At 70.5% G+C, this 22214-nt stretch carries 22 protein-coding genes; 2 read left to right on the plus strand and 20 right to left on the minus strand.

The features are described from left to right. Nucleotides 1–164 precede the first annotated feature (164 nt). From AB3M34_RS13900 to AB3M34_RS13915, 4 genes are read right to left on the minus strand one after another with little or no spacing between them, the layout of a single operon-like run. Nucleotides 165–1013, minus strand: coding sequence for an ABC transporter permease (locus AB3M34_RS13900; RefSeq protein WP_370614722.1), 849 nt, complete (start codon nucleotides 1011–1013; stop codon nucleotides 165–167). Continuing rightward, complete coding sequence (locus AB3M34_RS13905; RefSeq protein ID WP_370614724.1) at nucleotides 1010–1951, minus strand: ABC transporter permease; 942 nt, start codon at nucleotides 1949–1951, stop codon at nucleotides 1010–1012. The genes AB3M34_RS13900 and AB3M34_RS13905 overlap by 4 nt, the downstream gene beginning before the upstream one ends. After that, entirely contained in the window at nucleotides 1951–3117 is a 1167-nt protein-coding gene (locus tag AB3M34_RS13910) for an ABC transporter ATP-binding protein (RefSeq protein ID WP_370614725.1), read from the minus strand. The genes AB3M34_RS13905 and AB3M34_RS13910 overlap by 1 nt, the downstream gene beginning before the upstream one ends. Next, entirely contained in the window at nucleotides 3101–4249 is a 1149-nt protein-coding gene (locus AB3M34_RS13915; RefSeq protein ID WP_370614727.1) for an ABC transporter substrate-binding protein, read from the minus strand. Before AB3M34_RS13915 ends, AB3M34_RS13910 begins: the two co-directional genes overlap by 17 nt. Nucleotides 4250–4505: 256 nt before the next feature. On the opposite strand from AB3M34_RS13915, the gene AB3M34_RS13920 reads away from it, so the two are divergent. Beyond that, the gene (locus tag AB3M34_RS13920) at nucleotides 4506–4976 is read left to right on the plus strand and encodes an Lrp/AsnC family transcriptional regulator (RefSeq protein ID WP_370614729.1); all 471 of its coding nucleotides are present in this window, start codon (nucleotides 4506–4508) and stop codon (nucleotides 4974–4976) included. 6 nt (nucleotides 4977–4982) lie between these two features. Here the strand turns inward: AB3M34_RS13920 and AB3M34_RS13925 are convergent, their stop codons facing one another. The 12 genes from AB3M34_RS13925 to AB3M34_RS13980 form a co-directional block, all read right to left on the minus strand. Next, entirely contained in the window at nucleotides 4983–5708 is a 726-nt protein-coding gene (locus AB3M34_RS13925) for an AMP-binding protein (RefSeq protein WP_370614730.1), read from the minus strand. After that, on the minus strand, nucleotides 5705–6109 hold the full coding sequence (locus AB3M34_RS13930; protein WP_370614731.1) for a thiol-disulfide oxidoreductase DCC family protein: 405 nt from the start codon (nucleotides 6107–6109) through the stop codon (nucleotides 5705–5707). Before AB3M34_RS13930 ends, AB3M34_RS13925 begins: the two co-directional genes overlap by 4 nt. Beyond that, nucleotides 6109–6837, minus strand: coding sequence for an enoyl-CoA hydratase (locus AB3M34_RS13935; protein ID WP_370614732.1), 729 nt, complete (start codon nucleotides 6835–6837; stop codon nucleotides 6109–6111). Before AB3M34_RS13935 ends, AB3M34_RS13930 begins: the two co-directional genes overlap by 1 nt. Then, on the minus strand, nucleotides 6834–7697 hold the full coding sequence (locus AB3M34_RS13940; RefSeq protein WP_370614734.1) for an HAD family hydrolase: 864 nt from the start codon (nucleotides 7695–7697) through the stop codon (nucleotides 6834–6836). Before AB3M34_RS13940 ends, AB3M34_RS13935 begins: the two co-directional genes overlap by 4 nt. Beyond that, nucleotides 7690–8820, minus strand: a complete 1131-nt coding sequence (gene rlmN, locus AB3M34_RS13945; RefSeq protein WP_370614736.1) for a 23S rRNA (adenine(2503)-C(2))-methyltransferase RlmN — start codon at nucleotides 8818–8820, stop codon at nucleotides 7690–7692. Before rlmN ends, AB3M34_RS13940 begins: the two co-directional genes overlap by 8 nt. 53 nt (nucleotides 8821–8873) lie before the next feature. Continuing rightward, nucleotides 8874–9857, minus strand: coding sequence for a zinc-binding metallopeptidase family protein (locus AB3M34_RS13950; RefSeq protein ID WP_370614737.1), 984 nt, complete (start codon nucleotides 9855–9857; stop codon nucleotides 8874–8876). Between the two features lie 6 nt (nucleotides 9858–9863). Continuing rightward, the gene (locus AB3M34_RS13955; protein WP_370614739.1) at nucleotides 9864–10706 is read right to left on the minus strand and encodes a phosphatidate cytidylyltransferase; all 843 of its coding nucleotides are present in this window, start codon (nucleotides 10704–10706) and stop codon (nucleotides 9864–9866) included. Then, a complete protein-coding gene (gene frr, locus AB3M34_RS13960; protein WP_370620019.1) occupies nucleotides 10706–11260 on the minus strand; it encodes a ribosome recycling factor in 555 nt (184 codons plus the stop codon). Before frr ends, AB3M34_RS13955 begins: the two co-directional genes overlap by 1 nt. Nucleotides 11261–11296: 36 nt before the next feature. Further along, nucleotides 11297–12043, minus strand: a complete 747-nt coding sequence (gene pyrH, locus AB3M34_RS13965) for a UMP kinase (protein ID WP_370620021.1) — start codon at nucleotides 12041–12043, stop codon at nucleotides 11297–11299. Nucleotides 12044–12151: 108 nt separating this feature from the next. Beyond that, complete coding sequence (tsf, locus tag AB3M34_RS13970; protein WP_370614741.1) at nucleotides 12152–12976, minus strand: translation elongation factor Ts; 825 nt, start codon at nucleotides 12974–12976, stop codon at nucleotides 12152–12154. Between the two features lie 117 nt (nucleotides 12977–13093). Further along, nucleotides 13094–14086 carry a 30S ribosomal protein S2 gene (rpsB, locus tag AB3M34_RS13975; RefSeq protein ID WP_370614742.1) on the minus strand — a complete coding sequence of 331 codons (993 nt, stop codon included), beginning with the start codon at nucleotides 14084–14086 and terminating at the stop codon, nucleotides 13094–13096. A 254-nt stretch (nucleotides 14087–14340) separates the two neighbouring features. Further along, nucleotides 14341–14853 (minus strand): CAP domain-containing protein, encoded by a 513-nt coding sequence (locus AB3M34_RS13980; protein ID WP_370614744.1) that lies wholly within the window; start codon nucleotides 14851–14853, stop codon nucleotides 14341–14343. Between the two features lie 128 nt (nucleotides 14854–14981). Here AB3M34_RS13980 and AB3M34_RS13985 point away from each other — a divergent pair, with 128 nt between their 5' ends. Continuing rightward, a complete protein-coding gene (locus AB3M34_RS13985) occupies nucleotides 14982–15881 on the plus strand; it encodes a M23 family metallopeptidase (RefSeq protein WP_370614745.1) in 900 nt (299 codons plus the stop codon). Nucleotides 15882–15937: 56 nt separating this feature from the next. On the opposite strand, the gene AB3M34_RS13990 is transcribed toward AB3M34_RS13985, so the two are convergent. The 4 genes from AB3M34_RS13990 to AB3M34_RS14005 form a co-directional block, all read right to left on the minus strand. Next, nucleotides 15938–18190, minus strand: coding sequence for an NADP-dependent isocitrate dehydrogenase (locus AB3M34_RS13990; protein ID WP_370614747.1), 2253 nt, complete (start codon nucleotides 18188–18190; stop codon nucleotides 15938–15940). 168 nt (nucleotides 18191–18358) lie between these two features. Next, entirely contained in the window at nucleotides 18359–19363 is a 1005-nt protein-coding gene (locus tag AB3M34_RS13995; RefSeq protein ID WP_370614749.1) for a tyrosine recombinase XerC, read from the minus strand. Between the two features lie 32 nt (nucleotides 19364–19395). Further along, a complete protein-coding gene (dprA, locus tag AB3M34_RS14000) occupies nucleotides 19396–20664 on the minus strand; it encodes a DNA-processing protein DprA (protein WP_370614751.1) in 1269 nt (422 codons plus the stop codon). Further along, nucleotides 20661–22214: a YifB family Mg chelatase-like AAA ATPase gene (locus AB3M34_RS14005; RefSeq protein WP_370614753.1), complete on the minus strand. Its 1554-nt coding sequence runs from the start codon at nucleotides 22212–22214 to the stop codon at nucleotides 20661–20663. Before AB3M34_RS14005 ends, dprA begins: the two co-directional genes overlap by 4 nt.

Consider the following 22214-nt stretch of genomic DNA (forward strand, 5'->3'; position numbering starts at 1 on the left):
CCGTCCCCAGGTACCCGGGGGCGGCGGCCTTTCGTCGTACCGCCGCTCACCTCCGTTTGAGGTGGTCACACCCCAAATGCCGGGACCCCACCTCGGATAGCAGGTGGGATCCCGGCAGAGGAGGTGTTCACACCTCAAACGGGAAGACGGAGCCGGGTGCGGCGCTAGGCGGCGTCGACGTTCCGCACGAAGCTCGCCACTGCTGCGCGTGCCTGGCGGCGGCGCGCGAGCTCGCTGCCGAGGACGATCGTCACCGCGATCAGGAACATCGCCGTGCCGATCACGTTGACCTGCATCGGGATGCCCCGCTGCGCGACGCCCCACACGTACATCGGGAACGTCACGGTCTGGCCCGCGTTGAGGTTCGTGATGATGAAGTCGTCGAACGACAGCGAGAAGCTCAGCAGCGCAGCGCCGAGGATGCCCGGGAACACCAGCGGGAACGTGACCCGCCAGAACGTCTGGTTCTCCGTCGCGTACAGGTCCATCGCCGCCTGCTCGAGGTTGTCGTCCAGGCCGGACAGCCGCGCCCGCACGGTGATGATCACGAACGACAGGCAGAACGTCACGTGTGCGATGAAGATCGTCCAGAAGCCCAGCTTGCCGCCGAAGCCTGCCGACACGAACAGCGCCAGCATGGACGAGCCAAGCACGATCTCGGGCGCCGCCATCGGCAGGATGATCAGCGTGTTGAGCGGCCCGCGCCCGGCGAACCGGTGCCGGACGAGCGCGAACGCCGCCAGCGTCCCCAAGATGGTCGCGACCAGCGTCGCGAGGAGACCGATCTCGACGCTGCGGACGACCGACGAGCACATGCCGGCCGGCTCGCACGGGTTCAGCCAGTTGTGCAGCGTGAAGCCGTCGAACTTGTAGACGTTGCGCGACGTGGGGTCGTTGAAGCTCATCAGCGCGACGATCGCGATCGGAACGAACATGTAGACGAGCACGAGCAGCCCGAGGGCGAGCACCAGGTGCTCGCCGATCCAGCGGCCGAGCTTGTGGAGCGGGCTCATACGAGATCCTCCGTCCCTGCGCGCCGGATGTAGAGCACGACACCGATGGTGATGATGATCATCAGCGTCATCGACAGGGCTCCCGCGGCGGCGTAGTCGCCCTGGTTCGTGAACAGGTTCTGGATGACGTTGCCGATCATCCGCTGGTTGGGGCTGCCGAGGAGCTCCGAGTTGATGTAGTCGCCGGCCGCCGGGATGAAGGTCAGCAGCGTGCCTGCGACGACACCCGGCATGGACAGCGGCAGGGTCACCTTGAAGAACCCGCGGGCCGGCGAGGCGTACAGGTCGCCGGCGGCCTCGATCAGCCGGTTGTCGATCTTGTCCAGGCTCGCGAACAGCGGCAGCACCATGAACGGCAGGAAGTTGTACGTGAGGCCCATCACGACCGCGAACGACGTCGCGAGGAGCCGACCGTCGGGCCCGAGGATCTGCAAGGCCTGGAGCGTGTTCACGATCCAGCCGTCGTCGGCGAGGATCAGCTTCCACGACAGCGTCCGGATCAGGAAGCTGGTGAAGAACGGTGCGATGACGAGCACCAGCATGAGGTTCTTCCAACGACCCGCCTTGAACGCGATCGCGTAGGCGAGCACGTAGCCGAGGAAGAAGCAGCCCAAGGTCGCCAGAGCGGCGTACCAGAACGACCGCAGCAGCGGCCGCCAGTACGACTGGATCGCGTCCACGTAGTTGGCGAAGTGCCAGGTCATGTCGTAACCGGTGAGCGCGGAGCCCTCCGGGTCGTACAGGCTCATCGCGATCAACGAGTAGAACGGTACGAGGAAGAAGACCGCAAGCCACAACGCACCGGGAAGCATGAGCCAGTAACCCGTGAACCGGCCGCCGCGGGTCTTGACCGGAGGCGGCGGCGTGGTGTCCTCGCCCGACGGACCGAGCCCGACCGCGTCCGGCTCGACGAGGGCCTCCTGCGGCTGGTGGGTCATCAGTCGTCCCCGTCCTCGACGCCCGCCTTGGCGTCCTGGCTCGCATCGAGGAGGAACGCGTACTCGGGGCGCCACGAGAGGTCGACCGGCGTGCCGACGGGCAGGATCGGACGGCGCCCGGTGTTCTGCTCGAAGACCATCAGCTCCTGCCCCCACGGCATCCGTACGAGGTACTGCGTGCTCACGCCGACGAAGCTGACGTCGGTCACCACACCGCCCTCGAAGCGGTTGCCAGGGGCGTCGATCTCGCCGCCCACCTCGGCGATCATGACCTTCTCCGGGCGTACGCCCACCCAGCCCTTGCCGCTCTCCGAGTGGCACCGCTGGCTCGGGATCGACACCGTGGTGCCCTGGACGGACACCTTCACGACGTCGCCGTCCGGTCCGAGGATGTCGCCGGCGAGGAGGTTGGACTGCCCGAGGAAGTTGGCGACGAAGGTCGTCTCCGGGTTGTCGTAGAGCTCGGCCGGCGCGCCCATCTGCTCGATCACGCCGCCGTTCATCACCGCGACCGTGTCAGCCATCGTCATGGCCTCCTCCTGGTCGTGGGTGACGTGGACGAAGGTCAGGCCCACCTCGGTCTGGATGCGCTTGAGCTCGATCTGCATGCCGCGGCGCAGCTTGAGGTCGAGTGCACCCAGCGGCTCGTCGAGAAGCAGGACCTCGGGGCTGTTGATGAGCGCGCGAGCGAGCGCGACGCGCTGCTGCTGGCCGCCCGAGAGCTGGAACGGCTTCTTCTGCCCCTGCCCGGTGAGCTCCACCAGCTCGAGCATCTCGGCGACCTTGGCCTTGGTGTCCTTCACGCCTCGCCGCTTCAGGCCGAACGCCACGTTCTCGGCGATGTCGAGGTGCGGGAACAGCGCATAGCTCTGGAAGACCGTGTTGACCGGCCGCTTGTACGGCTTGTCGTAGGTGATCTCGCGGTCGCCCAGCGAGATCGTGCCGGCGGTCGGCGTGTCGAGCCCGGCGACCATCCGCAGGGTTGTGGTCTTGCCGCAGCCGGACGGGCCGAGCAGGGCGAAGAACGAGCCCTGCGGGACGACCAGGTCGAGCGACTTGACGGCCGTGAAGGCGCCGTACGACTTGGTGACCGCCCGCAGCTCCAGATCACGCCCAGAAGCCGTCGGGTCCTGCGTGGACGAGTCGTGGTCAGCCACCAGTGACATCGGCAAAGTCTCCTTCGTACTCACGCATCTTGAACTCCTCGAGGGCCATGAACGAGTGGGTCTGGGCGAGGGTCTCGTCGTCGGGGAAGATCAGCGGGTCCGCGGCCAGCTCGGGGTCGATCTTCTCCATCTCCGCCTGGGCGCCCTGGACGGGGCAGATGTAGTTGACGTACGCGGCGAGCTTCGCGGCGACGTCGGGCCGGTAGTAGTAGTCGACCCACTTCTCGGCGTTGGCGCGGTGCTCGGCCTGGTTCGGGATGAGCATGTTGTCGGCCCAGATCATGAGCCCCTCCTCGGGGACCACGAACGCGATGTTGGGGTCACCGGCGGCCAGCACGTCGCCCGACCATGCCTCGCAGGCGAGGATGTTGCCGGCCGCGAGGTCCTGGACGTACTCGTTGCCGGTGAACGCGCGGATCTGGCCCGCGTCCGACGCCGAGCGGAGGTCGTCCATCGCGACACCCCACTCGTCGTCGCTGAAGTCGGCCGGGTCGGCGCCGTTCTTCAGGAGCATGAATCCCATCGTGTCGCGCATCTCGGTGAGCAGCGTGACGCGGCCCTTGAGGTCGCTGCGGGTCAGCAGCTCGTCGAACGAGCGGACCTCCTTGACCTTCGCCTTGTTGTAGGCGATGCCGGTGAGGCCTGCCTGCCACGGCGCCGAGTAGCCGCGGTCGGGGTCCCAGGAGAGGTCACGGAGCGACGAGATGAGGTTGTTGTGGAGGTTCGGCACGTTCGCCGGCTCCAGCGGCTGGATCCAACCCATCTGGATCATCCGCGCCGCCGCCCAGTCGGTGAGCATGAACATGTCGCGGTTGACCGGCTCGCAGGCGCCGAGCTGGTTGACGACCTTCGCGAAGAACTCGTTGTTGTCGTTCACGTCAGCGGTGTAGCTGACCTTGATGCCCGTCTCCTTCTCGAACTCCGCCATGGTGGTGACGTAGCCGTCCTCGGGCTGGTCGATGTACTCGGGCCAGTTCGAGACGATCAACCGACCGTCGGAGCTCAGGTCCTTGGCGGCGCAGTTCGCCGGGTCCTGCTGCCGGTCGGGCGTGCCGAAGAGCGGAAGCACGGCTGCGCTGCCCGCGAGGAAGGCCACCCCTCCCGCACCACGGATCAGCGTCCGGCGACTCATCTGCCTTGCCACGGTTGCCCTACCACTGTGTCCGACCTCTTTTCGTCCGGGGGCACCTCACGGCACCCGCGCGGCGTAAGACTTGGCTGGGATCGTCACACGGAAAACTACCCCCTGACAAGGGATTCCGTGGACTGTTTACTCCACTGCAACGAATTCAGAGGATTTGCGCCCGGAGTTCAGCGTGAAACCGCGAGAGGCGACACGCGGTGACATCCGGTCGGCACGTGGCCCTCGACTCGGGCAGGATGAGCGCATGGTCGAGCGCAAGGGCACGAACGGCGTCAATCTCGACGACGTCTCGCGGAGCATCATCGCGGAGCTTCAGGTCAACGGCCGTCGCTCGTACGCAGCGATCGGCAAGACGGTCGGTCTCTCCGAGGCGGCGGTGCGCCAGCGCGTCCAGAAGCTCACCGACGCGGGGGTCATCCAGATCGTCGCCGTCACCGATCCGCTGGAGCTCGGGTTCGCGCGCCAGGCGATGATCGGCATCAGCGTGAACGGTGACATCGTCACGGTCGCCGAGAAGCTCGCCGCGATCCCCGAGATCGACTACCTCGTGATCACGACCGGCCGCTTCGACATGCTCGCCGAGATCGTCTGCGAGAGCGACGACGACCTCCTCGACCTCATCACCGGCAAGATCCGTGCGCTTCCCGAGGTGACGACGACCGAGACGTTCGTCTACCTGCGGCTGCGCAAGCAGACCTACGCGTGGGGCGTGTAGGCCGAGTCAGGCCTCCAGGACCGCGCCCTGCCCGGTACGGAGCGCGGTGAGCAGATCACCGACCAGGGCCGTCGTCCACGCGGCGCCTGCCCGCAGCACGGCCGGCTCGGACCGTGCGTCGCCCGTGGCAACCGCCGCGATGTCGCCGTGCGCGCTGGACGCGTACGACTCTCCGCTCGACGCGACGACGATCGCGGCGTCCGCGTCGACCGGCACGACCGTCGCGGGGTCCGTCGCACCCGCCTTCAGGGCGAGCTCCCAGGCCACGTCGCGGGTCTCGTCGACGACCCACTCCCCTGGCCGGACGACGACGACCGCGCGCGGGCGGCCGGGCGCGAGCGTCTCGAGGGCGGCGACCACGTCGGCCATCTGCACGCCCTCGGCGACGACCAGCGGCGAGTCGCTGCTTCGCACGAGATCGGCACAGGCACCGCCGATCCACGTCGTGGCGCCGATCCGCGCAGCGGCGAGCACGACGACGGCCGTCTCGGTCGAGATCGACGCCGGCACCGCGACGGCATCACCGGGACGCACGCCGAGTGCCAACAGCAAGCCTCCGAAGGCAGCGGCGCGCTCCAGGAGCACCGCGTACGACAGGTCGTCCTCCGGCGTCCGCAGAGCGGGCTCGTCAGCGCGTCCGCCGATCACCTGACGGTCGAGCGCGTCGTAGGCGAGGTTCAGCCGGCCGGCCGTGTCGCCACCGGGACGCGTGAACCAGGTCGGATCGCTCATCGACCGGCTCCGCCGGCCGCCTCGTCGGGGCGGGGGCCGGTCGGGAGGGCGCACTGCGGCGTCCCGCCCGGCAGCTGGTGGCGGTGCTCGGCGACCCACCGGTACACCGGCCACGCCGCCGCGGTCGCCAGGCGCGTACCGAGGACGGCACCGAGCGCGGGCCACGGCGCACGAGCCGTACGGAGGTAGTCCGCGACGGCCACCGGCCCGGCGCTGTGTCGCTCGCCGTCGACCCAGCGCAGCGCGGTGCTGCACTCCTGAGCCGTCAGCCCGATCGCGCCCAGGTCGGTGTGCTGCCACGCCACGACCTCGGCGCGGCGCGACGGCGCCCATCGCTGGACCCAGCGCGCCGAGCTCGAGCAGAAGGCGCAGTCACCGTCGAACACCAGCACCGGGGTCATCACCGACCCCGGAACAGCGGTGCGCGCTTCTCCGTGCGTGCGGTGGCTGCCTCGCGCACGTCGTCGCTCCCCCAGCAGGCGTCGAACCCTTTCGCGATGCGCGCGGTCGCGTCCGGGTCGGACGGGTCGGAGCTGAGGACCAGCTTGTTGTAGGCGAGCGTCAGCGGCGCGAACGTCGCGATCTCGTGCGCCCACGCCGTGGCGGCCTCCAGGTCGCCGAGCCGGTCGACGAGCCCGCGAGCGTACGCGGTCTCGGCGTCGAGCATGTCGGCGCCGAGCATCAGTGCCTTGGCGGTGCCCGCGCCGGCGACCGCGGCCAGCGTACGGATGGTCCACGCGTCGACGGCCATCCCGTTGCGTGCGGTCGGGACACCGAACTTCGCCGTGGGCGCGGCGACCCGCAGGTCGCACGCCAGAGCGAGCTGGGTGCCGGCACCGATCGCCGGTCCGTTGACTGCGGCGATGATCGGGACCTCGGCCGCCGTCAGCGTCTGAAGCATCCCGTAGAGCGCCTCGATGAAGGCGTCACCGTACACGCCGGTCAGGTCGGCCCCCGCACAGAAGCTCGTGCCCTCGCCGGTGACGACGATCGCACGCGTCCCGTCAGCGGTTGCGGCGACGACCGCGTCGCGCAGCGCCGTACAGGTGTCGAGGTCAAGGGCGTTGCGCCGCTCCGGGCGTCTCAGCTCCACGGTCGTCACGGCCCCGTCACGGGTCACGTCGATCACAGGTGCTCCTGTCGGTCGAGGGTACGGCGAGGGCTGCCGCTCTCCAGGCTGATCCGGTCCAGGATGGCAGCCACCCCGTCCTCGTCGTTGCTCGGCACCACCTCGTGGGCGGTGGACAGGACGTCGGGGTGAGCGTTGGCGACGGCGAACGAACGGCCCGCCCAGCGCAGCATCGGGAGGTCGTTCGGCATGTCGCCGACGGCCCAGACCCGCTCCCGCGCGAAGCCCGCCTGAGCCGTCCAGCGAGCGAGCCCCGACGCCTTCGTGACGCCGGGCGCCGTGATCTCGGCCAGCCCGACGGCACCGGAGAACCCCAGCTCGGCGCGGCCCTCGAGCGCCACGGCGACCATCCGGTGGAACTCGTCGGGGTCGTGGCCCTCGAGCTTGGCGAGCAGCTTGCCGGCGGGACGGTCCGTGATCCGGGCCCAGTCGTCGAGGTCGTCGGCGGCAGGGCGCTCGCGGACGTACGCGAACCGCTCCTCGCGGCGCATCCCGTCGGCCCGCTCGACCGCGAAGGCGATGCCCGGGATCGCCGCGCGCAGCAGCTCTCCGAGCTCGTGAAGCACCTCGGGCGACATCGTGCCCACCTCGGTGACCGTCCGGCTGGCGACGTGATAGACGAAGGCACCGTTGGCGCTGAGCGCGACTCCCCCGGTCGCGTCTCCGACGGCGTCCGCGAGGTCGTCGAGCCATCGGGGCGGGCGTGCCGTCACGAACACGGTGGGAACGCCCGCCTCCTCGGCGGCTGCGATCGCCTCCCGGGTCCGGACGGACAGGGTGCCGTCCGACCTCAGCAGCGTGCCGTCGAGGTCGGTCGCGAGCAGCGCCGCACCCAGCGGCACAGCGGGGACGTCACGCATCGGCCGCCGCGAGCTGGCCGCACGCGCCGTCGATCTCCTGACCGCGGGTGTCGCGCACCGTCGTCGGGATGCCCTTGGCCTCGAGCCGGCGGACGAACTCGCGCTCGTCTGCGGGCTCGGAGGCGGTCCAGATCGAACCAGGGGTGGGGTTGAGCGGGATCAGGTTGACGTGCACCCATCCCCAGTCGCCGTACGACCGCAGGAGGTCGCCGAGCATGTCTGCGCGCCATGCCTGGTCGTTGATGTCCTTGATCATCGCGTACTCGATGGAGACACGGCGCTTGGTCGTACGGGCGTACTCCCAGGCAGCCTCGACGGCCTCCTCGACCTTGAACCGCGTGTTGATCGGGACGAGGTCGTCGCGCAGCTCGTCGTCGGGCGCGTGGAGCGACAGCGCGAGCGTGACCGGGATGCCCTCGCTCGTGAGCTGCTTGATGCGAGGGACCAGCCCGACCGTGCTGACGGTGATGTTGCGCGCCGACATGCCGAGACCGTCGGGACCGTCGTCGACCATCCGCCGCACGGCGCCGATCACGGCCTTGTAGTTGGCCATCGGCTCGCCCATCCCCATGAACACGACGTTGGAGAGGCGCCCGGGCCCGCCGGGGATCTCGCCACGTGCCATGGCCCGCGCGCCGTCGACGACCTGCTCGATGATCTCGCCCGTCGACATGTTGCGCTGGAGCCCGCCCTGACCCGTGGCGCAGAACGGGCAGGCCATGCCGCAGCCGGCCTGGCTCGACACGCAGATCGTGGCGCGGTCGGGGTAGCGCATGAGCACCGACTCGACCAGAGCGCCGTCGAACAGCTTCCACAGGGTCTTGCGCGTCGTGCCGCGGTCTGCGGTCTGCGTCTTGACCGGGGTGATCAGGTGCGGCATGAGCCCGTCGACGAGCTGGTCGCGGATGCCTGCGGGGAGGTCGGTCATCTCCGCGGGGTCGGAGACCAGCCGCGTGAAGTAGTGCGTCGAGAGCTGCTTGGCGCGGTAGCCGGGGAGCCCGAGAGCCTCGACGGCCTCCTTGCGGGCGGCGAGGTCGAGGTCGGCCAGGTGGAGCGGCGGCTTGCCACGCCCCTTGGGCTGCTCGAAGACGAGCGGGAGCGGGTTCGGGTTCACGTGCGACATGTCGGATCCATCCTCCCATCCCGCGCCAACCGCGCGCGCCGTCGTCCGCGTCGTCAGCTCTCGGCGCGCTCGACCGAGCCCGTCGCGGCGACGATCTCGCCGACCAGGGCCAGCTTGTCGAGGACGCGCGGCGCGAGCACGAACGGGTAGAGGTCGTCCTGTCCCATGCTGCGGTCGACCTGGTTGAGCGCGTACGACAACGGCAGCCAGACCGCCGTCACGAGGCTGCGGAAGTCCACCGCGTCTGCGTCGACGGCGGCTGTGAGGCCGAACGCGCCGGCGGTCTGGACGGTGTCGCGGATGTGCAGCACGTGCGCGAAGCACTCCGCGAAGTCCTCGTACGGGTGCATCGTCGCGTACTCGCTCACGAACGCGTCCGCCCAGCCGTCGGGGGATCCCTCGCGGTAGTGCCGGTCGATCTCGTCGGCGTACGACGTCGTGTCGTCGCCGAAGAGGTCGCGGACCCTGCCGAGCCACGGGCTCGCGTCGTCGAGCACGAGCACCGTCTCGTAGTAGTGGCCGACCTCGTGCCGAAGGTGCCCGAGCATCGTGCGGTACGGCTCGCCGAGCTCGACGCGGAGCCGCTCCCGGTAGGCGTCGTCGCTCTCGGCCAGATCGATCGTGATGACGCCGTCGGCGTGACCGGTGGTCACCGGAGTGTCCGCCGAGGACAGGAGGTCGAAGGCGATGCCCCGCTCGGGATCCTGCGCGCGGGTGGTGAGCGGGAGGCGCAGGTCGTCGAGCTGGAACACGAGGCGACGTTTTGCCTCCTCCGCCCGCTGGTACTGCGCGAGACCGACCGCGTCCTCGTCGGCCGGGCGGATCCGGGTGAGCGAGCAGCTGAAGCACAGCGCTCCCGCGCGCTCGACGATCCAGTTGCAGCCGTTGAGCGTCGCGCTCGCGCACACGGGGTCGTCGTCAAGGACCCGGACGCGGTGGTCCGCCCGTGAGTAGCCCACTGCGGATCCGCAGGTGAGGCACAGCGAGTTCTCGAAGTAGAGAGGGCCGCCGCAGACGTCGCACCGGAAGGACCGCACGGAGTGTCAGCTCACGGGGACCAGGAAGTGCAGGACCAGCCAGCAGACCGGGGCGACGGCGAGCAACGAGTCGAGCCGGTCCATCAGACCACCGTGACCTGGCAACAGGTCGCTCATGTCCTTGATGCCGACGTCGCGCTTGATCATCGACTCGGAGAGGTCGCCCAACGTGGCCATCGCCACCGCGGCCAGGCCCAGGATCACGCCGACCCACCAACGACCGTCCAGCAGGAAGGTCACGAGGAGCACGCCGGCGAGGACGCACCCGAGCACCGAGCCGCCGAAGCCCTCCCAGGACTTCTTGGGGCTGATGGTGGGGGCCATCGGGTGCTTGCCGAGCTTGTAGCCGGCTGCGTAGCCGAAGATGTCGGAGGCGATCGTCACCACGATGAACGTGACGATCCGAAGCGCTCCGTCGTCCTCCGCCGCCATCAGGACGACGAACGAGCCGAGCACCGGGACGTACCCGAAGACGAACACGGCAGCCGACGCGTCGCGGACGAAGCCGTCCGCGCCGCGCGGCATCCGATAGACGAAGATGCCGAGCACGGTGAGTGCCGTACCGATCGCGATCGCCTCGGTGCCGCCCACGTAGACCGCAGCCAACGTGGCGAGCCCGCCGGCCATCAACGGCGGGAGCGGGAGCGCGATGCCGGCCTTCGCGAGGGCGCCGGTCAGCTCCCAGATCGCGACTCCGGCCGCTGCGAGGACGACCGCGACGAAGGCTGCCTTGACGAAGAACAGCGACAGGACGACGGCAGCGCCGAGGCCGACCCCGACCCCGATCGCGGCAGGCAGGTTGCGGCCGCCGCGCTGCCGGGGCGCTGCGGGGACGTCAGAAGCGCTCATCAGACCTCGAGCAGCTCCTGCTCCTTGTTCTTGACGAGCTCGTCGATGTGGTCGACGTGCTTCTTCGTCAGCGCGTCGAGGCGCTTCTCCGCGCCGGTCACGTCGTCCTTGCTGATCTCGCCGTCCTTCTCGGCCTTGTCCATCGCCTGCTTGGCGCTGCGGCGGATGTTGCGGACCGCGACGCGGCCCTCCTCCGCCTTGGACTTCGCGAGCTTGATGTACTCCTTGCGGCGGTCCTCGGTGAGCTGCGGCAGGGACAGGCGCAGGACCTTGCCGTCGTCGGTCGGGTTCACGCCGAGGTCGGACTCACGGATGGCCTTCTCGATGGCGCCCTTGGCACCCATGTCGTACGGGCTCACGATGACGACCCGCGGCTCGGGGATCTGGAACCCCGCGAGCTGCTGGATCGGCGTCGGCGTGCCGTAGTAGTCGGCCGTGATCTTCGCGAACATGGCGGGGTGCGCGCGCCCGGTACGGATCGCGGCGAAGTCCTCGCGCGCGTGCTCGACGGCCTTGTCCATCTTGGAGTCGGCGTCACGCAGGGTCTCGTCAATCACTGGCCTGCTCCTTCGTCTGCGGTGTCTGGTCGGTCAGTCTGCGTAGACCAGCGTGCCGATCTTCTCACCTCTCAGGACCGACGAGATGTTGCCCTCGCCCTCGATCCCGAAGACGCGCATCGGCAACCTGTTCTCCATCAGCAGCGCGAACGCCGTCGCGTCGGCGACCCGCAGCCCACGCTGCAGGACGTCGTTGTACGAGATGGAGTCGATCTTGGTGGCGCTGGAATCCTTGTTCGGGTCCGCGGTGTAGACACCGTCGACGCCGTTCTTGCCCATCAGCACCTCGTCCGCGCGGACCTCGAGCGCGCGCTGGGCCGAGACCGTGTCGGTCGAGAAGTACGGCATGCCGGCGCCCGCGCCGAAGATCACGACGCGCCCCTTCTCGAGGTGGCGGATCGCACGGCGCGGGATGTACGGCTCGGCGACCTGGCCCATCGTGATGGCGGTCTGGACCCGCGTGTCGATCTCCTGCTTCTCCAGGAAGTCCTGGAGCGCGAGGCAGTTCATGACGATGCCCAGCATGCCCATGTAGTCGGCGCGGGCACGGTCCATGCCGCGCTGCTGGAGCTCGGCCCCACGGAAGAAGTTGCCGCCACCGATGACGATGGCAATCTCCACACCTGCCGCGACGCCCTCGGCGATCTGACGGGCGATCGTGTTGACGACGTCGGGGTCCACCCCGAGGCTGCCGCCACCGAAGGCCTCACCGGAGAGCTTCAGCAGCACACGCCGCCGCTCGCCCGTCGGCTCGCTCGGGGAGGCTCCCCCGGACGGCACGGAGGCCGGCGGGTCGACTGTCTCGTTCTGGTCCACCACACCGGCCTCCGTATCGCGCGTCTTCGTCAGGTCGAGCTCATCGATCGCGAGGGTCTCGCAATCGGGCTGTCAGCCGCCGATCTCGATGTGAGCGAAGCGGGTGACCGTCAGGCCTGCCTCGTCGAGGACCTGGCGCACGGTCTTCTTCTGCTCCGTCACCGACGGCTGGTCGAGAAGCACGAAGTCCTTGAAGAAGGCGTTGACCTTGCCGTCGACGATCTTGCTGATCGCCTGCTCGGGCTTGCCCTCCTCGCGGGCCGCGGCCTCGGCGATCTCGCGCTCCTTGGCCACGACGTCGGCCGGGACCTCGTCGCGCGTCAGGTAGCGCGGACGCATCGCGGCGACCTGCATGGCCACGCTGCGTGCGACCTCCTCCTCGCCGTCGCCCTCGAACTCGATGAGCACGCCGACGGCCGGCGGCAGGTCGCTCGCACGGCGGTGCAGGTACGTCGCGACGCGACCCTTGCCCTCGAGGACCTGGACGCGGCCGAGCTCGAGCTTCTCGCCGATGATCGCGGCGAGCGCCGAGATCTTCTCGGCGACCGTCTGGCCGTCTCCGGCGTCGGTCGCGGCGAACTCCTCGGCCGTGGCCGGCTTCGTACGGTCGGCCAGGGCTGCGAACTCCTCGGCCATCGCGACGAACTGCTCGTTCTTGGCGACGAAGTCGGTCTCGGCGTTGAGCTCCACGATCGCGTTGCCCGACGCTGCCACGAGGCCGGCGGTCGCCTGGCGCTCCGCGCCACGCTTGTCGGCCTTCGCCTGACCGTGGACCCGCAGGATCTCGACGGCCTTGTCGAAGTCGCCCTCGGCCTCGGTGAGGGCCTTCTTGGCGTCCATCATGCCCGCGCCGGTCGCGTCGCGGAGCTTCTTCACGTCTGCTGCAGAGATTGCCATCTGTATCTCTCTCGTCGTTCGTCCGTGGCCGGTGGACCGGCCGTTGGTGCTAGCCGCCGGCCGACTCCCGTGGGAGCCGGCCGACGACCGAAGTGGTGTGACAGACCGCCGGGTCGATCAGGCGTCGGCGGGCTTGTCCTCGACGGACCCGGTCTCGGCGAGGTTCTCCTCGGCCGTGGCGGTCTCCTCGGCGACCTCGGCCGGCGTGTCGTCAGCGCTGGCCGACGACTGGACCTCGGCCTCGGCTGCGGGGGCCGCTGCCTCCGTGGAGGCCGGCGCCTCGGTGGCCGCAGCCTCCGTGGCCGGAGCCTCGGTGGTGGCGGCGTCGGTGCCCTCGGCGAGCTCGCGCTCCCACTCGGCGAGCGGCTCGCCGGCGGCGACGGTGCCCTCGGCCTCAGCGGCCTCGGTCTCCTTGCCGGCGCCGCGCGAGATCAGGCCCTCGCCCACCGCGTCGGCGACGACGCGGGTGAGGAGCGTGACCGAGCGGATCGCGTCGTCGTTGCCCGGGATCGGGTAGTCGACGTCGTCGGGGTCGCAGTTGGTGTCGAGGATCGCGACGACCGGGATGCCCAGCTTCTTGGCCTCGTCGACCGCCAGGTGCTCCTTCTTGGTGTCGATGATCCAGAGCGCCGAGGGGGTACGGCCCATGTCACGGATGCCGCCCAGCGTGCGGTCGAGCTTGTCGTGCTCGCGCTTGAGCTGGAGGAGCTCCTTCTTGGTGCGTCCCGAGCCGGCGACGTCGTCGAAGTCGACCTCGTCGAGCTCCTTGAGGCGCTTGATCCGCTCGTGGACGGTCGAGAAGTTGGTGAGCATGCCGCCCAGCCAGCGGTGGTTCACGTACGGCATGCCGACGCGGGTCGCCTGCTCGGTGATGGCCTCCTGCGCCTGGCGCTTCGTGCCGACGAAGAGGATCGAGCCACCGCGGGCGACGGTCGTCTTGACGAAGTCGTACGCGCGGTCGATGTAGGCCAGCGACTGCTGGAGGTCGATGATGTAGATGCCGTTGCGCTCGGTGAGGATGAAGCGCTTCATCTTGGGGTTCCAGCGGCGGGTCTGGTGCCCGAAGTGGACACCGCTCTCGAGCAGCTGGCGCATGGACACGACGGCCATGACGTTCCTCTTTCTTGCAAGGGCGCACGGGTGCACCCGATCCTGGTTGACGTGCCGGCGGCGCCGACACCCTGGCGCCCTTGCGCGGACCGCCTCGCCGTGAGGAGAGGACCAGGGCCGCGCATCCCAGCGGTGCTGGGCGATGAGCGCGCGAAGTCACCCGTCCCGTCGTGAGACAGTCGAGGTGCTGCTCCGAGTCTAGGCCACCGGCCCCAGCGGGCGAAATCGCACCCCCGACGCGGCCCCGCCGCGGATCAGCGCCGGTAGGCGAAGACCTGGCTGACCCACACGGTGCCGTTGCTGTCCGCGCGGACACCGACCCCGATCCGTCGGTAGCGGCGCTCGAGGATGTTCGCCCGGTGCCCGGGCGAGTTCATCCATGCCCGCACCACCCACCGCGGCCACTGGTAGCCGTAGGCGATGTTCTCTCCGACCTTCCAGCCGCCGCACCGCCGCAGCACCGGCCGCAGGTTCTGGTGGGTGAGACGCCCCGAGCGCGCGATCCGGTCGGCCGAGCGCTGGGCGTAGAGGTCGAGGCACGCGTTGCGGCGCAGCGCCTTCATGTCGTGGGCACGGCGCGCTCGGTTGGTGTGCCGGACGACGCGGCGCTCGTAGCGCCTGGGACCCGGCGGCACCGACGTGGCCGTGCGGGCCACCTCCGCGCCAGAGCCTGACACCGCCGAAGCGCGAGCAGGTGTTGCCGCGGTGCTCGAGGCTGCTGGCGCCACCAGCGTCGCCGCGGCGATGAGCAGGGCAGGTCCGATCACTCGCATAGGGTTCTCCCACTCCCCCGGAGCGCCGTCGTGAGTTGTCCCCAGGCGCCGCTCGTCGTGTTTGTCCCCAAAAGCCGACTTTCGGGACACGCTAGTCGCGTCCGGCGCGATTGCATCCTCAGATGAGTTCAACGCTGATCGCCGCGCTGCTGCTCGCGGCGCTTCCCCACGGTCCCGGCACCGACGATCTGAGATGGTGGTGGCCCCTCGATCCGCGCCCGACGGTCTCGCGGGCGTTCGAGGCGCCGCCCACCCCGTACGCCTCCGGTCACCGCGGCATCGACCTCGACGCGAGCGCCGGCGCCTTCGTCAGGGCGGTGGACGACGGGGTCGTCACCTTCGCCGGCAGTGTCGCCGGCGTCGAGGTCGTGAGCGTGGACCACGGCTCGGTGCGCTCGACGTATCAGCCCGTCGCGGCGACCGTGGAGGTCGGGACGCACGTCGTCGCAGGCGACGTCCTCGGTCGGCTCCTCCTCGCAGGCGGGCACTGCCTGCCGCGCGCGTGCCTGCACCTCGGACGACGTCATGGCGCCACGTACGCCGACCCCGTCGAGCTGCTCGACCGTGCCGCGACCGTGCGCCTCGTGACCCCGTACGGGCCGCCGCCGGTCCCTCCGGTCGCCGTGCCGCCGACGGGGCCCGGCGGCTTCCTGCTCCCCGTCGACGGACCGATCAGCTCTTCGTTCGGGATGCGCGTCCACCCGGTCACCGGCGAGCTCAAGCTCCACGACGGCACAGACATCGCGGCGGCGTGCGGGTCACCGGTGACGGTCGCGGCCGCCGGTCGGGTGAGCGCCGTGACGTACGACCCCGCGTACGGCAACCGTGTCGTGGTTGATCACGGTGGCGGGATCGTCACGAGCTACAACCACCTCGCGACCCCGTCCATCGCCAGGGGTGCGGTCGTCGCCGCGGGTGGTGTCGTTGGGGAGGTCGGGTCCACGGGGCTGTCGACGGGATGCCACCTGCACTGGATGGCACTCCAGGACGGCCGTCCGTTCGACCCGCTGACCATGCTCTGAGACGGCGAGACCCGCCGAGGGCTTCCTCGGCGGGTCTCGATCCGGACGGTCCGACGTCAGGCCAGCGTGGCGATCGCGTCGTTCAGCGTCTTCGACGGGCGCATGACCTGCGACGCGAGTGCGTCGTCGGGGCGGTAGTAGCCGCCGATCTCGACCGGCGAGCCCTGCACGCCGATGAGCTCGTCGGTGATCTGCTGGGCGTTCGCCGACAGTGTCTCCGCCAGCGGAGCGAACGCCGCCGCGAGCTCCGCGTCCTCGGTCTGGGCCGCCAGCTCCTGCGCCCAGTAGAGCGCGAGGAAGAAGTGGCTGCCGCGGTTGTCGATCCCGCCGACCCGACGGCTCGGCGACTTGTTCTCGTCGAGGAACGTGCCCGTCGCGCGATCGAGGGTGTCGGCGAGGACCTGGGCCTTCGCGTTGCCCGTCACCTCGGCGAGGTGCTCGAGGCTGACCGCCAGGGCGAGGAACTCGCCCAGGCTGTCCCAGCGGAGGTAGTTCTCCTTGACCAGCTGCTGCACGTGCTTGGGCGCGGAGCCACCGGCACCGGTCTCGAAGAGACCGCCGCCGTTGATCAGCGGCACCACCGACAGCATCTTGGCGCTGGTCCCGAGCTCGAGGATCGGGAACAGGTCCGTCAGGTAGTCGCGCAGGACGTTGCCGGTCACCGAGATGGTGTCCTCGCCCTTGCGGATGCGCTCCAGCGAGAACGCGGTCGCGTCGACCGGCGACATGATCTCGATCTGGAGACCGTCGGTGTCGTGCTCGGTCAGGTAGGACCGGACCTTCGCGATCAGGTTGCGGTCGTGCGCCCGCGTCTCGTCGAGCCAGAACACCGCCGGCGCCCCTGTCGCACGGGCCCGTGACACGGCGAGCTTGACCCAGTCCCGGATCGGGACGTCCTTGGTCTGGCACATGCGCCAGACGTCGCCCTCCGACACGGCGTGCTCGAAGACCACCGAACCGTCGTTGTCGACGACGCGCACCGTGCCGGCCGAGGCGATCTCGAAGGTCTTGTCGTGGCTGCCGTACTCCTCGGCGGCCTGCGCCATCAGGCCCACGTTGGGGACGGACCCCATCGTCGTCGGATCGAACGCGCCGCGCGCACGGCAGTCGTCGATCACGACCTGGTAGATGCCGGCGTAGCTGCTGTCAGGGATGACGGCGAGTGTGTCGGCCTCGGCGCCGTCCGGGCCCCACATGTGGCCCGAGGTGCGGATCATCGCCGGCATCGACGCGTCGACGATGACGTCGCTCGGCACGTGGAGGTTGGTGATCCCGCGGTCGGAGTCGACCATCGCGAGGGCCGGGCCGTCGGCCAGACCCTGGTTGATCGCAGCCTGGACGGAGTCACGGACGTCCGCCGGGAGCGAGTCGATCCCGGCGAGGATGCTGCCCAGCCCGTTGTTGGGGCTGAGGCCGGCCGCCGCAAGGGCGTCGCCGTGCTCGGCGAAGAGCTGCGGGAAGAACGCCTGGACGACATGACCGAAGATGATCGGGTCGGAGACCTTCATCATGGTGGCCTTGAGGTGCACCGAGAACAGCACGCCCTCGGCCTTGGCGCGCTCGATCTGCGCGGTGAGGAACTCACGCAGCGCGGCGACGTTCATCGCGGTCGCGTCGACGACCTCGCCGGCGAGAACCGGCACGGACTCGCGCAGGACGGTGGTGGAGCCGTCGGCAGCGACGTGCTCGATGCGCAGCGAACCGTCCTTCTCGATGACGGCCGACTTCTCGCTGGAACGGAAGTCGTCGGCCTCCATGTGGGCCACGTTGGTCTTCGAGTCGGCCGACCATGCGCCCATCGAGTGGGGGTGCTTGCGGGCGTAGCTCTTGACCGACGCAGGTGCACGGCGGTCGGAGTTGCCCTCACGCAGCACGGGGTTGACGGCGCTGCCCTTGACCTTGTCGTAGCGGGCGCGAACGTCGCGCTCCTCGTCGGTCGCGGGCTCGTCCGGGTAGTTCGGGATCGCGTAGCCCTGGGCCTGGAGCTCGGCGACGGCCGCCTTGAGCTGCGGCACCGAGGCGCTGATGTTCGGCAGCTTGATGATGTTGGCCTCGGGCTGCTTCGCGAGCTGTCCGAGCTCGGCGAGAGCGTCGCCGACCTGCTGCTCCGGCGAGAGCCGGTCTGGGAACTGGGCCAGGATCCGCCCCGCGAGCGAGATGTCGCGGCTCTCCACGGTGACACCGGCCGTGCCGGCGTACGCGGAGATGATCGGGAGGAGCGAGTACGTCGCGAGCAGCGGCGCCTCGTCCGTAAGCGTGTAGATGACCTTCGAGTCCAACTCCGAGGCTCCGTTCCTGCGTTCGACCATCCCGCTTCCCAGGATGGTTCGGCGTGCTGGGGGTCATGTCCGTCAGCCGTGCGACCGCACGGGAGGGGACGCGCCACACCGTGGCGGTCCGCGCTGAGGTCAGGCGCTCCGTACACAGAGCCTACTTCGTCGCGCCCCCGGCGCCGGACGCGGGACGAACGGGTGGGCCTAGGCGCGCGGATGAGCCTGCGCGTAGGCGCTGCGCAGACGCTCCGAGCTGACGTGGGTGTAGAGCTGCGTGGTCGCCAGGGAGGCGTGCCCGAGAAGCTCCTGGACGCTGCGCAGGTCGGCGCCGCCCTCGAGCAGATGGGTCGCCGCCGTGTGCCGGAGACCGTGGGGTCCGAGGTCGGGTGCTCCGTCGACGTCGGCGAGCCGCGTGTGCACCATCCGGCGTACGGTCCGCGGGTCGACGCGTCCGCCACGCCGACCGAGGAACAGTGCGGGCCCACTCGCTGCGGCAGCCAGCTCCGAGCGGCGCGCCACCCACCTGTCGACCGCGTCGGCGGCAGGGCGTCCGAAGGGGACGCTGCGCTCCTTGTCACCCTTGCCGATCACCCGGACGACGTTGCGGTTGCGGTCGATGTCGTCGACGTCGAGACCGCACAGCTCACCGACGCGTATGCCGGTCGCGTACAGGAGCTCGAGGATCGCCACATCGCGCACGGCGACTGCAGAGATCTCGGCCTCGGAGGGTGAGCCGCCCGCAGGGACCGCGGCACCTCGCCCGTCGGCGGGCGCACCCGCCGGCGCTGGTGCGGTCGAGGTCGCGGCGCGCGCCGCCGCGTCCAGAAGGTCGCGCACCTCGTCCTGCCGCAGCACGCCGGGAAGCTCTCGGTGTCGACGTGGGTTGGCGAGCATCGCGCCGGGGTCCTGGTCGGCGCGGCCCGTCCGGACCAGCCAGGCCGTGAAGCGGCGTACGGCGGCGGCGCGGCGGGCGAGCGTGCTGCGGGCCCTCCCCCGCACCTGCTGGCCTGCGAGGAAGCTGCGCAGAACCCTCAGCTCGAGCTCGGCGGGGTCGCGCACGCCGAGCGCCTCGGCATGGTCGGCGAGGAGCGCGAGGTCCCCGGAGTAGGCGCGGACGGTGTGCTCGCTCAGACCACGCTCGGACCGCAGGTGTCGCGCGTAGGCCTCGAGCGCGTCGGACCACGCAGGGCTGCGCTCGGAGGACGTCATGGTGCTGAGTCTGACGAGCGATCCTCCTGGCATCAACGGGGCACGCCGTCGGCATCGGCACCACCGCTGTCCACCGGCCGAGCGGAGAGGTCGGCGCGCCGCAGGAGGTGCCAGCCGTGGACGGAGGCGCGCACGTAGCCCTGCGCCTCGAGGTCGGCGAGCGCGGCCTCCACCTCGTCGGAGCGCAATCCCGAGTGCCAGACGATCTCGGGCGTCGTCCGTGGCCCTGCCGCCGGGAGAACCTCGATGACCGCACGTGAGGCCGGCGGGAGCGCGTCCCAGGCGGTCGCCGGCGCGGGCGGAGGAGTCGCGTCACGCTGCCCGAGGTCGTCGAGGTCCTCGAGGACCTCGGCGCCGTTCGTGACGAGAACGGCACGGCCCTGCCGGATCGCCTGGTGCACCCCCACGGCCGACTGGTTCGTCACCGCCCCGGGAACAGCCATCGTGAGCCGCCCGAGCTCGTGGGCCCAACCGAGGGTGTTGAGCGCCCCGCTGCGGCGGGCTGCCTCGACGACCACGGTGCCCTGCGAGAGAGCCGCGATCACCCGGTTGCGGGTCAGGAAGCGGTTGCGCGTCGGGGTCGCGCCTGGCGGGTGCTCGCTGATGACGAGGCCGGCCTCCGCGATGCTGTGCAGGAGGCCGGAGTGCGCCCGCGGATAGTCGATGTCGACGCCGCACGCCAGCACCGCGACCGTCGGTCCTGCGAGCGCCAGTGCGCCACGGTGGGCTGCGGCGTCGATGCCGAACGCGGCACCGCTCACGACCGTCGTGCCCGCATCGACGAGATCGGCAGCCAGGTCACCCGCGACGTCGCACCCGTAGGGCGTGGCGTCACGCGCCCCGACGACCGCCACCGACCGGGCGACCCGGTCGGCAAGCGGACCGGCGCCCCGCACCCAGAGCCCGAGCGGCCGCCCCGCGACGCCGGCCACCGTGCCGACCAGGTCGAGGTCGTCGAGTTGGGCCGGCCACGCGGCGTCCCCAGGGCACACCCAGCGCGCCCCGCACGCGTGGGCAGCAGCGACCGCCGCGCGGAGGCGAGCGTCGATGCCGGCGCCGCGCGCACGCCACGCCTCGGGCACCGCGGAGTCGCCCGCCAGGACCGCTCGCACCAGATCGGTCGGCGAGCACTCGACGAGCGCTGCGGCCAGGCGCGGATCACCGGGCTCCGCGACGAGGCTGAGCGTGACGCGAGCGCGACGATCCTCACGACGCGCTCGCGACACCGATCTCGTCACGGAGGTCGGCACTGGCATCTCGTCACGGGTGACGCCGTCCTCCGGGGCCCCGTCGCCGGTCATGTGGTGATCCCTGCGAGCTGGCCGCCGTCGAACGGGAGGTCGCGACGCAGGACCGTCGCCAGGTCTAGCGCGTCGATGTCGGGCTCGGACTGGCCTCGGAGGTCGGCGATCGTCCACGCGACCCGGAGGAGGCGGTCAGCCGTACGGGCATTGGCCTTGCCCGACCGGACGAGGCGGTCGACCGTGAGGACCAGCCGGGCGGGAGTCGGCAGTCCCCGGCGGAGGAACGCCCCGGGGACCTCGCCGTTCGTGCGCCAGGGTGTGCCGCTGAGGCGATGTCGTTGACGGTCGCGGGCCTCCGCCACACGTGCGGCGACGACGGCGGTCGGTGTGGGGAGCTTCGCCGCCTCTCCGGTGTGGTGGGCCGAGACTGGACCAACGGTGCGCTGAAGGTCCACCCGGTCGAGGATCGGCGCCGACAGCCGCTCGCGGTAGCGCCGCTTGGCCACCGCTGTGCACGCGCACCGGCCCTCCGGACCTGAGCGGCTGCCGCACGGGCACGGGTTGGCGGCGAGCACGAGCAGGAACCGCGCCGGGAACTCAGCCGTCTGCGCCGCGCGGGCGACCGTGACGCAGCCGCTCTCCAACGGCTGGCGCAGCGCCTCGATCACGTCCCGGCGGAACTCCGGGGCCTCGTCGAGGAAGAGCACGCCGTGGTGCGCCAACGACATCGCGCCCGGGCGGACCGTGCGCGTCCCTCCACCGACCAGGGCGGCCGCGGAGGCGGTGTGGTGCGGGTCGACGAACGGCGGTCGCTGGAGCTGAGGCGCGTCCGGGGAGAGCGCACCGGCCACCGAGTAGACGGCGCTCGTCTCCATGGACTGCTGGTGGTCGAGGTCGGGCAGCAGTGCCGGGAGCCTCTGCGCGAGCATCGTCTTGCCCACGCCCGGCGGCCCCGTGAGCAGGAGGTGGTGGGCCCCGGCCGCCGCGACGACCACCGCGGCACGAGCCTCGTCCTGTCCAGCGACGTCGCTCAGGTCCAGGCCGTCGAGCCGTCCTGGGCGCGGATCGACTCCCGGCACGAGCGGCTCGACGGGCGGCTCGTCCGGCGGGTCCTCACCGCGGAGCAGCGCCGCGGCCTGACGCAGCGAACGCACGCCGATGATCCGTGCGCCGTCGACGATGGAGGCCTCGGCAGCGTTCGGCTCCGGCACGATCACGACCTCGCAGCCTGCGGCGACTGCGGCGACCGTCGCGGGCAGCACGCCTGCCACCGCCCGCAGCCGACCGTCGAGCCCGAGCTCGCCCAGCGCGGCTGCCCCGGCGATCCGTTCCTGCGGCACGTGGCCCTCGCTCGCGAGGACGGCCAGCGCGATGCCGAGGTCGAAGTGAGCGCCGGCCTTGGGCAGCCAGGCCGGCGAGAGGTTGATCGTGACCTTGCGGTCGGGCCACGGGAACCTGCTGTTGACGATCGCCGCCCGGCACCGGTCGCGCGCCTCCGCCAACGAGGCATCGGGCAGACCGACCAGGGTCGTCCTGGGGAGCCCGGCGCTCACGTCGACCTCGATGTCGACGAGGCGCCCGCGCATGCCCTCCAGAGACACCGACAT

Origin of the sequence: Mumia sp. Pv4-285 (assembly GCF_041320275.1) — a bacterium.
Lineage (GTDB): Bacteria > Actinomycetota > Actinomycetes > Propionibacteriales > Nocardioidaceae > Mumia > Mumia qirimensis.

What these genes read in the sequence shown, in the direction of transcription:
- rlmN (WP_370614736.1), bottom strand. Translation starts at nt 8,820, where the DNA reads ATGTCGCACGTGAACCCGAACCCGCTCCCGCTCGTCTTCGAGCAGCCC.
- AB3M34_RS14005 (WP_370614753.1), bottom strand. Translation starts at nt 22,214, where the DNA reads ATGTCGGTGTCTCTGGAGGGCATGCGCGGGCGCCTCGTCGACATCGAG.
- AB3M34_RS13900 (WP_370614722.1), bottom strand. Translation starts at nt 1,013, where the DNA reads ATGAGCCCGCTCCACAAGCTCGGCCGCTGGATCGGCGAGCACCTGGTG.
- AB3M34_RS13955 (WP_370614739.1), bottom strand. Translation starts at nt 10,706, where the DNA reads ATGAGCGCTTCTGACGTCCCCGCAGCGCCCCGGCAGCGCGGCGGCCGC.
- AB3M34_RS13915 (WP_370614727.1), bottom strand. Translation starts at nt 4,249, where the DNA reads ATGAGTCGCCGGACGCTGATCCGTGGTGCGGGAGGGGTGGCCTTCCTC.
- AB3M34_RS13920 (WP_370614729.1), top strand. Translation starts at nt 4,506, where the DNA reads ATGGTCGAGCGCAAGGGCACGAACGGCGTCAATCTCGACGACGTCTCG.
- AB3M34_RS13985 (WP_370614745.1), top strand. Translation starts at nt 14,982, where the DNA reads ATGAGTTCAACGCTGATCGCCGCGCTGCTGCTCGCGGCGCTTCCCCAC.
- AB3M34_RS13990 (WP_370614747.1), bottom strand. Translation starts at nt 18,190, where the DNA reads ATGGTCGAACGCAGGAACGGAGCCTCGGAGTTGGACTCGAAGGTCATC.
- AB3M34_RS13930 (WP_370614731.1), bottom strand. Translation starts at nt 6,109, where the DNA reads ATGACCCCGGTGCTGGTGTTCGACGGTGACTGCGCCTTCTGCTCGAGC.
- AB3M34_RS13995 (WP_370614749.1), bottom strand. Translation starts at nt 19,363, where the DNA reads ATGACGTCCTCCGAGCGCAGCCCTGCGTGGTCCGACGCGCTCGAGGCC.
- rpsB (WP_370614742.1), bottom strand. Translation starts at nt 14,086, where the DNA reads ATGGCCGTCGTGTCCATGCGCCAGCTGCTCGAGAGCGGTGTCCACTTC.
- AB3M34_RS13910 (WP_370614725.1), bottom strand. Translation starts at nt 3,117, where the DNA reads ATGTCACTGGTGGCTGACCACGACTCGTCCACGCAGGACCCGACGGCT.
- AB3M34_RS13905 (WP_370614724.1), bottom strand. Translation starts at nt 1,951, where the DNA reads ATGACCCACCAGCCGCAGGAGGCCCTCGTCGAGCCGGACGCGGTCGGG.
- dprA (WP_370614751.1), bottom strand. Translation starts at nt 20,664, where the DNA reads ATGACCGGCGACGGGGCCCCGGAGGACGGCGTCACCCGTGACGAGATG.
- AB3M34_RS13940 (WP_370614734.1), bottom strand. Translation starts at nt 7,697, where the DNA reads ATGCGTGACGTCCCCGCTGTGCCGCTGGGTGCGGCGCTGCTCGCGACC.
- tsf (WP_370614741.1), bottom strand. Translation starts at nt 12,976, where the DNA reads ATGGCAATCTCTGCAGCAGACGTGAAGAAGCTCCGCGACGCGACCGGC.
- AB3M34_RS13925 (WP_370614730.1), bottom strand. Translation starts at nt 5,708, where the DNA reads ATGAGCGATCCGACCTGGTTCACGCGTCCCGGTGGCGACACGGCCGGC.